Consider the following 12,716-nt stretch of genomic DNA (forward strand, 5'->3'; position numbering starts at 1 on the left):
AGCGTCCGCGCAACGATCCGGATGTGTTGGCCGTCTCAGCCATGATCAAGCCGATACCCAAAACCGCGCAGCGTTGTGATGCTCACATTCGATGGATCAAGGTGTTTGCGAAGCCGGGCGATATATACTTCGACTGCATTCTCGGACACGTCATCGTCATAGGAAAACAACCGGTCGACCAGTTTCTGCTTTGAAAACACCTGACCCGGTGCGTTGAACAGCAGCTCAAGCAGCCGGAATTCTCGATTGCGCAGCGTGACAGTCTTTCCGGCCACCTCGATATGTCCGGCCACCGGATCAAGCGCGACATTCCCGCGCCGGATCACCGATTGCGCGGTGCGCGCCTTGCGGCGCAGAACGGCACGGCATCGGGCCTGCAATTCGGCGTGATCGAAGGGCTTGGTGACATAGTCGTCTGCGCCCATATCCAACATGCTGATTCTGTCCGACACCTGTGACCGCGCAGTCAGAACGATCACCGGTGTGTCCTTTTCCCCGGCCCGGTGACGGGTCAGAAAATCGCGCCCATCTCCATCGGGTAGCATGATGTCCAGCAAGATCAAGTCATAGTCACCCGTGTCGGAAAACGCCACCGCGTCCGAAATATTCGGTGCGTGGTCAATAACATGGCCATCCAACTGCATACGATTCATCACCGCATGAGCCAGCTCTTGATTGTCTTCGATCAATAGAAACTTCATCGCCCTTTCCAGGACCCGGCGAACGTTTGCGGGCACATGACAGGTTTGTGTCAGGTTGGTGTGCTTGTCTTGCCTCAACTGTGCCGCCTTCGGGCCAGTTGTCAAATGGGAGAGAGTTATGACGACATTCAAATTCGGCCGCCGCGCATTGATCGCAGGCGCTGTTGCCGCAATGGGTTTTTCAACACCGGCACTCGCAGATGGGCAAAAAGTTCTCGACAGCCTGCACTTCCTGATCCCCGGCGGTGCCGGTGGTGGCTGGGACGGCACCGCGCGCGGCACTGGCGAGGCCCTGACCAAGTCCGGGATCGTTGGCACAGCATCCTATGAAAACATGTCGGGGGGCGGTGGCGGCAAAGCCATCGGCTACATGATCGAGAATGCGGACAGCCAGCATGGCACGCTGATGGTCAACTCGACTCCGATCGTGATCCGCTCGCTGACCGGGGTGTTCCCGCACAATTTCCGCGACCTGACGCTGGTGGCCGGTACCATCGGTGACTATGCGGCCATGGTTGTCGGCAAAGACAGCTCGATCAATTCCATGGCCGACCTGATGGCCGCCTATGACGCCGACCCGCGTGCCACGGCGATCGGTGGTGGCTCGGTTCCCGGGGGCATGGACCACCTTGTCGCCGCGATGGTGATGGAAGCGGCCGGCAAGGATGCTTTGGGCGTGAAATACATCCCCTATGACGCGGGCGGCAAGGCGATGGCGGCCCTGCTATCCGGTGAAATCGCGGCGCTCTCCACCGGCTTTTCCGAAGCGGTTGATCTGGCCAAGGCCGGTGAAGTGAAAATCATCGGCGTGACCTCAGCGGACCGTGTTGCCGCAGCGCCAGATGCCATGACAATGAAGGAACAGGGGATCGATACTACTTTCGTCAACTGGCGCGGTTTCTTTGGTGCTCCCGGTCTGCCCGCAGACAAGCTGGCCATGTACCAGGAGGCCCTGACCAAGATGTACGACACCCCCGAATGGGAAGAAGTCCGGGCACGCAACGGCTGGGTCAACATCCACAATTCAGGCGATGACTTCAGAACCTTCCTTGAAGAGCAGGAAAAGGTCATTGGCGATCTGATGAAGAAACTCGGCTTCCTCTGAAGCTGACTATGGCAGAGCGGACAACCGCTCTGCCGATCCAACAGAGGAAGAAAAAATGGCACTGGATCGCTGGATCGGACTGATACTTCTGGGCATCTGCCTGTCCTATGGCTATGCGGCATGGTTCACCATGGACAGCGGATTGGCGCCTTTCATGCGGCGCAACCCGATCTGGCCCAGCACCTTCCCCAAGCTCCTGTCGCTTCTCGGCATCCTTGTTTCCATGGTCATCGTGCTCGGCCTTGAAAAGAGCGCGTTCAAAGAACCGGATATCGACTACCGCCGTCTTGGCGATTACCACCTTGGGCAGGCACTGATGCTTCTGGGGCTGATGGTGATCTATGCGCTGTGCCTGCGCCCGTTGGGCTTTTTGCTCTCCACCGCGGGCTTTCTGGTCCTTGGCCCGGTCATTCTCGGCGAACGGAAATGGCTCATGATGGTGCCAGTTGCTCTGATCGCCACCGGTATCGTCTGGTACTTGGTGCAGCAGGTACTAGGCATCTACCTGCGCCCGCTGCCGTTTGGAATGGGAGGTTGACATGCTCGAAGGACTTTTAATCGGTCTGGAAACGGCCTTTTCCATTCAAAATCTTCTGATGGTCATAGGCGGCTGCCTGATCGGCACGTTTATCGGCATGTTGCCAGGCCTCGGGCCTATGTCGATCATCGCCATAATGATACCGGTTGCGATCTCGATGGGCGATCCTTCCGCCGCACTGATCCTGCTGGCCGGAGTATACTATGGCGCGATTTTCGGCGGCTCGACTTCATCGATCCTGCTCAACGCACCCGGGGTGGCTGGAACAGTGGCCAGCAGCTTTGATGGCTATCCGATGGCACGGCAGGGCAAGGCCGGCAAGGCCCTGACCATTGCCGCAATCGCCAGTTTCGCCGGCGGCACGATCGGCGCGCTTCTTTTGATGGTCTTCGCACCAGCCCTGTCTACCGTCGCATTGCTGTTCCATTCCGCCGAGTATTTCGCCCTGATGGTGGTTGGCCTGTCGGCGATTGCCGCATTTGCCGGGTCCGGCCAGGTCGCCAAGGCGCTGATGATGACGATCCTCGGCCTGATCCTTGCCACGGTCGGCGAAGGCGCCTTGTTTAACATGCCGCGTTTCACGATGGGCCTGATGGATCTGCAATCGGGCTTCGGCTTCATCACCCTTGCCATGGCGATGTTTGCCTTGCCCGAAGCTTTGTTCCTTGTTTTGAAACCGAAAACCACATCCGGCGAAAGCAGTGAAATCAAAAACCTGCGCATCACCAGCCAAGAGGCCCGGGCCATTGCACCAGTTGTTGGACGCCAGTCTCTGCAAGGCTTCTTCATCGGTGTCCTGCCCGGTGCCGGGGCCACGATTGCCAGTTTCCTGGGCTACGCCGTCGAACGCAATATCGCGCCCAAGGAGGAGCAGGAAGAATTCGGCAAAGGCTCGATCAAGGGGCTTGCCGCGCCGGAAACCGCCAACAACGCCGCCTGTACGGGATCGTTTGTGCCACTATTGACGCTTGGTATTCCTGGTTCCGGCACCACGGCCATTCTGTTGGGCGCTCTGATCGCACTTAATGTCACGCCAGGCCCACGCCTGATGATCGACGAGCCCCAGATTTTCTGGGCGGTCATTGCCTCGATGTTCATCGGCAATCTGGTGCTTCTGATCCTGAACCTGCCGCTGATCCCCTATATCGCCAAAGTGCTGACCATCCCTCGCAACTACCTGATACCGTTCATCCTGTTCTTCACCCTGATGGGGGCCTACATCGGCCAGAACAACGCGACAGAGCTGTTACTGCTGGTTGCTTTCGGCATCTGCGCCACTGCGCTTAAATTTGCCGACTATCCGCTGGCACCGCTACTGATCGGCTTCATTCTGGGAGGCATGCTAGAAGACAATTTCGCCCGTTCAATGCAGCTTTACGATGGGATCGCATTCATTTGGGAACGCCCAATGACACTTGGGCTTCTGGTCATTGCCGGTCTGCTGGTTGCCCTTCCCAGCTATCGCGCCCGCCGCTCTCGGGCCAAAGCACAAGGCGTCGCCGACGGTGATTGACACCGCTTTCAAAGCTGACATTCGGTGGCCATCGGCCAAAAGCACTTCGCTTATGGTTTTTGATGCGGGCCATGCTGCGAGATTTCGCCTTGTCGCAACCTTGGGCCGCGTTGGTAAACCCTGACCCAGAGAAGGCCGCAGTGGCTGTTGCACCGAAATTCCTCATAGACTGAGAGGCAAGCTCCGCCCTTCAACATGCCATCAAGCCCCTGCTTTAAAACATATTTTACACCAAGGGCAAAACCATGCACCTCTCCTCATCATTCAGAGGATTGTTGCCAGTTAAGACTTTGAATGGTTTGAGGATGCGACAGCGCCCGGTTGCGTCCGGCACAGGGCACGCGGCAAGGTGGATTCACGCTTGCAGCCGCCAGTCGTCGTTGCCGGGCTGCTCCGCTTCCTCCCAAGTCGGTTCCGCCGTGGCAGAATCTGTGCGGAAAGCCCCAAGAGCACTGGCCATAGCCTGCGCTTCCTTGGACAGCCCGTGGCTGGAAGAGGTGACTTCCTCAAACAAGCCGGCATTCCGGGTGGTGGCGTCGTCCAGGTTGGCCATCGCAGAGTTGATTTCCTGCAGGCTGCCGGATTGTTCAGAGGACGCTTCGGAAATCGTTTTCATCAGATCTGCAGCACTGACAACAGACCCTGAGATTTCGCTGATGGCTGCGCGGGTCTGTTCAACCAGATCGGCGCCCAGCTCAACGTTTTGACCCGCTTCATCCACAAGAGCGGCAATTTCAGTCGCCGCCTCTTTGGAACGGTGCGCAAGGGTGCGGACCTCCGAGGCAACAACTGCAAAACCTTTGCCGACGTTGCCGGCGCGGGCGGCTTCGACACCGGCGTTCAGTGCAAGCAGATTGGTCTGCTGGGCAATCGCCTCGATCATGCCGATGATGCGGGAAATTTTCTCTGAGCTTTCTTTGATCGCCTCCATGGCGCCATAGGTGCGCTTTACCACTTCGATACTGTCGGTCGCGTTGCGCCGGGCCGCTTCAACAGACGCGGAAGCCTCGCCCGAGGCCTGAGCAGTGCCGGTGATCAAAACCGACAGCTGATTCACTGCTGCAGCGGTGCCCGCCAGGGTCTGGGCAGTGCGTTCGGAACGCTCTGACAGATCGTTAGAAGCGGCGGAGATTTCAGCACTGACGCCGACGATGGACTGACCGTTGGCGCTGAGACTGCGGACCGAAGCTTCGAGTTGTTCCAGCGCCGCGTTGAAATCGTCGCGCAGCTTGGCATAGCCTTCCCCCATCTCTTCGTGGATGCGGATCGTCAGATCCCCCTGGGACAGCCGCTCCAGCCCCTTGCCAATAGCAGTCACGGCGACCGTCTGTTCTGCCAGGTGCGCATTGCGTTCTTCGTTGGCGGCGGCTTCAACCTCAGCCTTTTCCACCAGCCCGTCGCGAAACACAGCCAAGGCCGTAGCAATCCTGCGGATCTCGTCGCTGGAGCGCTCGTAGCCCTTTACCGGGCGCAAGTTGCCTGCCGCCAGCCGTTCCGTTGTGCCGCTGATGTCCGACAGCGGGCGCAGGATCAGGATACGGGCCAAGATCAGAGCCAGCACGAACACCCCGGCAGCGACCGCCGCCAGGATCTGCAACTGCCGTTGGGCATTTGCTACGTCAGCCGCCAGACCTCCGGCAATCGAGGCGATTTCCAGCTGGCTTTCGTTGCCCAGAGCGGTTGCGCCGCCCGCAAACTCAAGCACCGCCTCCACCGTTGCCATAGTGGCGTCCGCAGCGGCTGACGCGGCCTCTAAGGAGGCAATCTTCAGTACAGGCAGCCCCTGCTCTGAAACCGCCAGCGCAATCATCCCTTCCAGTTCAGACGCGAAAACCCCACCGTTGAACCCGGTGAAGCCCTGCAGCACGCGCGCGGCCTGCTGCAAAGGCTCTGCAGCTGCGGATGCCGCAGGAATACTGGCGGCACCGGCCACTTCCATCGCCGCAATCTGGAACGCGTTGATTGAGCCATTGATTTCAAGCAGTTTCCCAAGCACCCCGACCTGATTGTCCAGCAAGTCCTGAATTGCACTTCTGTTGTCTGCCCCTGCCTGGGCCGCAGCCTCAGCCAAAGCCGCCACTTTGCGGTCCATAGCCTTGGTCAGCGGACGCACGCTGGCATTGCGCGCTGTAATCACCTTTTTGCGCATCCCCCGCAGCTCGCTGCTGCTGGCCGTCAGGGTTTTCTCAAACATTTCTATACCGCTGCGCACCTTCTTGCCCCGGAAAGCATCCAGGCCCAGCTCCTCAAGCCTTGCCAGCACCGGGGCGATCCGCTCCAGCGAGTCCTGCGCCACTTTTCTGAGAGTCCGCTTGGTCGCTGCGTCGCGCACGTAGCTGAGCGACAGTGCCGCACCGGACAGGATGCTGATATCCGCCCGCGCCTCCATCAGCTCCTGGACCGCACCGAATTCATGTATCACAAGATTTTCCAGAACCGCATCAACCTGGTCAATGGTTTGCTCACCGCCGGCCTGCAGCCCGATGCGTGCCTCGGATGCCACTGTAACCAGCTTTTGCTGCAAGGCCTGGCTCAGGGTTTGCAGGCTGGCAATCTGCTGGTCGATGCCATGCTGGTTCCGAAACGCGCCCTGGCGAGCGGCGATCAGATTGTGCAGCATTGCCGATGCCGCAGCTGCGCCTTGGGCAAACTGATCGCGCTCAGCGCCGGACAGGCTGCCAACTGTGCTTTCAAGATTTGCGATGGCTTCAGCAGCCTCCTGTTCGGCCACTGCCAACTGATCGCCGGCTTGCGACTGCAGAACACCAATCATTGCGTTCTTGGTTTTGCTGGCTGCATTGACCAAGGCACTGCTGAGTTCCAGCTGCGGTACCTTCTCACCGGTCAGGATCTCCATCTGGCGGCCCGCCTGGGCAAACACCAGGGTAACCAGAACGCCGCCAACCGCGGCTGTGGCCCCCATTGCCATCAAGATCAGCGTTATTTTGGCGCCAATGCTGGAGAACAGCCGAAACCTGCCTTTGACCGGGAGGTCTTTCGTAGAACTCATACTATCACCCAAGCCTTTTGCCCGTATCTTGCGCTCCCGGGCCATTTCTGCGGCGCAGGCACACAGCGCAGCGGCCTGCTTCTGCTCTAAAGAAGGGGGCAAGACGTAAAGAAAGGGTGAGAATGGCGCAAATATTCCTGCGCATTTTAGTAATCCTATTGCGGAGACCGTGCCGCCGCCTAAGGCCGCGACGGCCGACCAGGACCGGCCGAAGCCCGCCTTACTCCGGCACTCCGGCCTGCCGCAGGGCGCTGGCCCACTCCTGACCAGCAGGGCTCATTGCAGCCGGATTGTCGCGCTGGAACTGCGACAGGCTGAATTCCGGTGCCGCTTCCAGCAGCTCTTGCACAGTGCTGCGGGCCTCTGCGTTCTGGCCCGACATCTGCTGGGCGATCGCCTTGGAGCGCAGCGGAACCGGGAAGGCGCCCTTGGCCTGCAGCGAGCGGTCCGAGAGTTCAATAGCGCGGCCAAAATTGCGCGCCGACAGGTTGGCCAGCGCCGAGAGCGCATCGAAATAGTAACACTGCGGCCCCAACGGCGTCAGCCGACGGGCAGCATCGGTCATCTGCACCGCTTCGTCAGCCATATCCTGATAGGCCAGCGTCGCCCCTTTGAGCAGCAGCGCCAGCGCCTCATTCGGGTTGTCGCGCAGCGCCAGGTCATAAGCATCCAGCGCCTGATCGAAGCGGAAGGTGAGATGGCTGCAGATCAGCCCTTTGAGCGTATGCGCCAGCGAAAATCCCGGAGCCGCATCGATTGCCGCATCCGCCAGCTGGCTGGCAAGGCGACAGTCCTCCACTCGGTTGCTGGACAAACCGCGTTCGACCCGCATCACATTCCAGAACCCCATCCAAGTCAGCGGCAGCGCATGGCCGGGCTCGCGCTCAAGCAAATGGGCGAGAATGCTGTTAGCCTGCTGGAACTTCTGCAGGCTCATTTCCTGCATCAGGGATATGGCCGCCATCAGTAAGGTGTGGCTTTCCAGCTCCCGCAGCGGCTTGAAATCCGCCAGCCGCACCGCTTCTCCTGCGGCGGTCTGGCCAATCTGCAGGGTTGCATCGCGCAGAACTGCGCTGCGGCCTTGCATTAGCTTGTCCATCGAACCTTCAAAGCGGCGCGACCAGATCACTTTTTCCCGCACCGCGTCATGCAAGTCGATCTCAGCATGAAAGCCACTGCCACTGCAGGTTACGGCGCCTGACACCAGGTAATCTGCCCCCGCCACCACAGAGACATCCGCAGGCCGCACAGTGCCGGGGTTGAATTGGCGGGAAGCCAAATAAGAGGTGACGGAGAACGCCCAGCTGCGGGACAGGCAGCGCGACAGCTCCTCTGAGACCAGCGACCCCAGCGGCGCGGTGGCCTCTCCTGGCGATCGGTGTGCAAAGGGCAGCACCGCAATGGAGGGCAGCAACCCGTCCAAAACTACCCGGCCCGGCGGTGCGCCGATCCGTGCTGCCGGGGCTGCTGGCCTTAGTGAGCACTCTGCCCTTGTCTCTTCCAGCCAAACGTTGAACACCGCCTCATGCGGCAGCTCAAACCCCTCCATGAACTCGGCATTGCCGGTACGGCTGTCCAGCGCAACCCGATCCAGGTCCAGAATGACCCGCTCCCGGTTGGCATAAAGGAGCCGGGCGGCCTCTGGCCCCAAATGCCGACGCAATGTTGACAAAGCAGTGCGCAGGCTGGCTTTGGCCTGTTCCGGCTGCGCCAGGCACCACAGCGTCTTTTCCAAAAAGGCCCGTGTCCGGATCCCGCCTTCGGCGGTGGTCAGCAAAGCCAAGAGAGCTTGATGCTTGGCGCCAAGCTGGAGACAGGCTCCATCCGCATGGAAGACACCAAAAGCACCAAACCGGCGAATATTCAAAAGGACGGTCATCCGCACCCCCACTTAACGCGTGATACATTCAATATTAAAGCACCGTCATGTTGAACATCTTTAGGTTGTTTTGCAATCATTGATTGCTAAACATACTATCTGCACACCCACAATCAGCAAAGACTGTGCGGGCAATCCTCATAATGTACTGTAAATTAATAATATTACCACACGCCCCTCTTAGGGAGATTGATTGTTTTCGACTGCTCCCTCCGCTCCTTTTCGACATGAACGCGTTGAATAAACACGCAAAGCGCGCATCAAAGGGGCGTTGTTGCAGAACTCCCTCTTGCGGCCTGACGCCCCCTTCCCCTCTGGACGTAGGCTCCAGTCTCATTGAATTTCAGAGCCAAACGGTAGCGGCGGCAGCCAGAGCAATGGGTTTTGCCGCCCCAACGGCGTGAGAGTTTCCCTGTTTGAAACCAGTGGGGTGGCAACAACGCATGAGCCGTTGCTCCCCTAAGACGTACAAAGACCAGAAACCGGACTTCATACAACAGGGCACCCAGGCAGCGCGCGTTCAGCGACGCGGCAATCCAAGTTTGTCTCACGCTTACGATACTTCGCCAGATCGAGCCATGGGAACGCCACCGGTCCGAGAAACCATGGCGAGGCAGGCTCGTCCAAAGCGTGTTGCAGTTGGCAGGCTTTGACTGAAACATACTGGACTTCAGAATTCTGTGTCGCCGCCAGAAAACGTTGCGCGTCGCCATCATCCCGCCGCGTCAGAATGCCCAACTTTGGAAGCCAACCACCACGGGAGCTAACGCGCGAAACGAAGCTGTGCGAGCCTGCAAATATCCTGGACGGGCACTCTGGTGCAGGTAAACCGGCTCTCACCGCCGAAGTGTGCAACAAGCCCCCTACCAGCGCAGTCACGGGTGCGGATGCCATGGCCCTCTGCGGATCACCGCTTGCCTGACAAATCCTTCAGTATCGGGCAATCCGGGCGGCTGTCGCCCGCGCAGCCCTTGACCAGTTCATCCAATGTGTCCCGCATTGCCTGCAGGTCGGCAATCTTGGCTTGGATCTTGGCCAGATGCTCCTGTGCCAATTGTTTTACATCAGCACTGGCGCGGCTTTCATCCTCATAAAGCGCCATCAGGGTGCGGCAATCCTCGATGGTGAACCCCAGCGCCCGGGCGCGGCCGAGAAAGGCCAGCTTGTGCAGGTCAGTCTCGGCAAAGCAGCGGTAGCCGTTGGCGCTGCGATGCGGCTTGATCAGGCCGATGTCCTCGTAATAGCGGATCGTCTTGGCAGGCAGGCCCGAGCGACTGGAAACATCCCCGATATTCATGCACGCACCTCCTGTTTGCCGCCTGTCTCGGGTACCGGTGCGGCCCGCTCTTCATCTATTGCAGGTTTCAGCCTGCGCAAACGCAGCGCGTTCGACAGTACAAAAACGCTCGACAGTGCCATTACGCCGGCCGCCAGCGCGGGCGACAGGAGCGGCCCGCCGAAAGGATAAAGCACGCCTGCCGCCACCGGCAGCAAAAGCACATTGTAGCCAAAAGCCCAGCCCAGGTTCTGGCGAATGTTGCGCATGGTGGCACGGCTGACAGTCAGCGCGTTGACCACACCGCGCAGATCGCCGGAGACCAGCACCACATCTGCTGCCTCAATGGCCACATCGGTGCCGGTGCCGATGGCGATGCCCGCATCCGCTGCGGCCAAGGCCGGCGCGTCGTTGATACCATCGCCGACATAAGCCAGCGCACCATGTTCCGTCTGCAACTCCTGAAGGGCTGTGACCTTGTCTGCAGGCAGGCATTCAGCCTTGACCGCATCAATGCCAAGGCGCGCGGCAATTGTCTGTGCTGTGGCTGCTGCATCGCCGGTGATCATCGCCACCTTCAATCCCTGATCATGGAACGCCTTGATCGCAGCCGGAGTGCCGGGCTTGACCGGATCTGCCACCGCCATCACCGCCGCCGCCGTACCGTCAATGGCAGCAAAAAGCGGGGTTTCACCGCGCTCAGCCAGCCTTTGCCCCTCTGTCTCCAGCGGACCAAGCGTGATGCCTTCGCGTGCCATCAGACGGGCCGCACCGGCCAGCACCGTGCGGCCCTCGACCTCTGCCCGCAGGCCATAGCCGGGAATGGCCTCAAAGGCCTCAGCCTTGGCCAGCCCCTTGCCTGCTGCAGCCGTGATGGCGCGGGCGACAGGGTGTTCGGACTGCGCCTCGGCGGCCCCCGTCAGGCGCAGCACCTCTTCACGGGTGAAGCCCTCAGCGCAGATCAGCTCGGTCAGCGCCGGGCGGCCTTCGGTCAGGGTGCCGGTCTTGTCGAGTGCCACCACGCGCACCTCCTGCAGACGCTGCAGCGCGTCGCCCTTGCGAAACAGCACCCCCATCTGCGCGGCACGGCCAATGCCAACCATGATCGAGGTCGGTGTTGCCAGCCCCATGGCGCAGGGGCAGGCAATGATCAGCACAGAGACCCCAGCCACCAGGGCCAAGGGCAGCGACGGCGCCGGGCCGAACACCGACCAGGCCAGCACTGTCAGCGCCGCAGCAGCCATCACCGCCGGCACGAACCACAGGGTGATACGGTCGACCAGCCCCTGCACCGGCAGCTTGGCGCCCTGCGCCTGTTCCACCATGCGGATGATCTGTGCCAGCACAGTATCGCGCCCCACACGGGTTGCGCGGAATTCCAGCGCGGCGTTACCGTTTATGGTGCCTGCCGTCACTTCATCGCCGTGGGATTTGGCAACCGGAACCGGTTCGCCAGAAATCATGCTTTCGTCAATGTAGGAACTGCCGGAACTGATCTCGCCATCCACTGCAATTCGTTCGCCTGGGCGGACCCGGATCAGATCGCCAACGCCAATCTCCTCGACCAGGGTTTCAATCGGATCACCGGCCAAGACCACCATGGCGGTTTTCGGCTGTAGTCCCACCAGCTTGCGGATCGCAGCACCGGTGCGGCCTTTGGCACGGGCCTCCAGGAAGCGCCCGGTGAGGATCAGCGCGACAATCACTGCGGCTGCCTCATAGTAGACATTGGCGGTGCCGGCAGGCAGCAGGCCGGGCGCAAATGTGGAGATCATGGAAAATCCAAAGGCCGCTGAGGTTCCCAAGGCCACCAGCGCATTCATGTCGGGGGCACCCCGGAACAATGCCGGGAACCCTTTGGTGTAAAACTGCCGCCCCGGCCCCGCCAGCACCGCAAAAGTCAGCACAAATTGCAGTAAATTACTGTTTTTTATACCGATGTTTTCCATCACCCAGTGATGCAACGCCGGGATTACATGGCCGCCCATCTCAATCAGGAACACCGGGAGGGTCAGCAGTGCGGCAATCAGAACCTGACGGCCCAGCGCGAAAACAGCCTCCGCATTGCGTCGACTGGCTTGCTCTGCTTCGTCCTCTGCCGGGCCGCTAAGGCGGGCGGGATAGCCTGCCTTCGTCACTGCGCGGGCCAGGTCCGCGGCGCGGACCATGCCTGTCAGGTAGCGGACCTGTGCAGTTTCATTGGCCAGGTTGACCTGTGCCCCAAGCACCCCCGGCACCGCCAGCAAAGCCCGCTCAGCCCGGCCGATGCAGGACGCGCAGGTCATTCCGCTGATCAGCAATGCAGCCTCCGATTCCGCTGCCGGATAGCCCGCGGCAGTCAGGGCGCGGGTCAAATCCGCCAGCGGCACCGTTGCCACTGCTTCCACCCGGGCCGTGGCATGGGCCAGATTTACCGACGCGCCCAGCACCCCTTCAACCCCCGTCAATGCGCGTTCGGCCCGACCAGCGCAGCCCGCACAGCTGAGACCGGTGATTTGTAAGGCGTAACGGGTTGTGTCTGGCATCGGGAAACCGCCGGAATTTGGTACTTTGACAGGAGATATGAGGGTTCCAGTCAGGGGAAGGTCAAGAGGCAGCGGCCAAAAACCTTCCCAAAACAGAAAGCCCACAGGCAAGCCCCTGTAAGGGAGAGCTTTTCCAAATTCGGGAATGGCGCGGACTGCCAGTCGGCTG

Annotated in this window: 8 protein-coding genes and 1 pseudogene; 4 read left to right on the forward strand and 5 right to left on the reverse strand. The window is 60.3% G+C overall.

Annotated elements, in window-relative coordinates; all coding sequences use genetic code 11:
- Positions 1-35 precede the first annotated feature (35 nt).
- Complete coding sequence (locus ACP151_RS11220) at positions 36-701, reverse strand: response regulator transcription factor (protein ID WP_424978985.1); 666 nt, start codon at positions 699-701, stop codon at positions 36-38.
- A gap of 118 nt (positions 702-819) precedes the next feature.
- Between ACP151_RS11220 and ACP151_RS11225 the strand changes: the two genes are divergently transcribed.
- The 3 genes from ACP151_RS11225 to ACP151_RS11235 are packed head-to-tail and all read left to right on the forward strand — an operon-like array spanning position 820 to position 3,857.
- Positions 820-1,806, forward strand: coding sequence for a Bug family tripartite tricarboxylate transporter substrate binding protein (locus ACP151_RS11225; RefSeq protein ID WP_424978986.1), 987 nt, complete (start codon positions 820-822; stop codon positions 1,804-1,806).
- 55 nt (positions 1,807-1,861) lie between these two features.
- The gene (locus ACP151_RS11230) at positions 1,862-2,344 is read left to right on the forward strand and encodes a tripartite tricarboxylate transporter TctB family protein (RefSeq protein WP_424978987.1); all 483 of its coding nucleotides are present in this window, start codon (positions 1,862-1,864) and stop codon (positions 2,342-2,344) included.
- Between the two features lies 1 nt (position 2,345).
- Positions 2,346-3,857: a tripartite tricarboxylate transporter permease gene (locus ACP151_RS11235; protein ID WP_424978988.1), complete on the forward strand. Its 1,512-nt coding sequence runs from the start codon at positions 2,346-2,348 to the stop codon at positions 3,855-3,857.
- A 355-nt stretch (positions 3,858-4,212) separates the two neighbouring features.
- Here ACP151_RS11235 and ACP151_RS11240 read toward each other — a convergent pair whose 3' ends face one another.
- Together ACP151_RS11240 and ACP151_RS11245 are read right to left on the reverse strand one after the other, a co-directional pair.
- Entirely contained in the window at positions 4,213-6,867 is a 2,655-nt protein-coding gene (locus tag ACP151_RS11240; protein ID WP_424978989.1) for a methyl-accepting chemotaxis protein, read from the reverse strand.
- A 220-nt stretch (positions 6,868-7,087) separates the two neighbouring features.
- The gene (locus tag ACP151_RS11245) at positions 7,088-8,746 is read right to left on the reverse strand and encodes a transcriptional regulator (RefSeq protein WP_424978990.1); all 1,659 of its coding nucleotides are present in this window, start codon (positions 8,744-8,746) and stop codon (positions 7,088-7,090) included.
- Positions 8,747-9,454: 708 nt separating this feature from the next.
- Between ACP151_RS11245 and ACP151_RS11250 the strand changes: the two are divergent.
- Positions 9,455-9,571: pseudogene (locus ACP151_RS11250) on the forward strand (IS5/IS1182 family transposase); the annotation flags it as partial.
- Positions 9,572-9,653: 82 nt separating this feature from the next.
- Here the strand turns inward: ACP151_RS11250 and cueR are convergent.
- On the reverse strand, positions 9,654-10,043 hold the full coding sequence (cueR, locus tag ACP151_RS11255) for a Cu(I)-responsive transcriptional regulator (RefSeq protein ID WP_424978991.1): 390 nt from the start codon (positions 10,041-10,043) through the stop codon (positions 9,654-9,656).
- On the reverse strand, positions 10,040-12,547 hold the full coding sequence (locus tag ACP151_RS11260; RefSeq protein WP_424978992.1) for a heavy metal translocating P-type ATPase: 2,508 nt from the start codon (positions 12,545-12,547) through the stop codon (positions 10,040-10,042). The genes cueR and ACP151_RS11260 overlap by 4 nt, the downstream gene beginning before the upstream one ends.
- Positions 12,548-12,716: the final 169 nt, after the last annotated feature.

This window comes from Leisingera sp. S232, assembly GCF_049800895.1.
In the GTDB taxonomy this organism is placed as follows: Bacteria; Pseudomonadota; Alphaproteobacteria; order Rhodobacterales; family Rhodobacteraceae; genus Leisingera.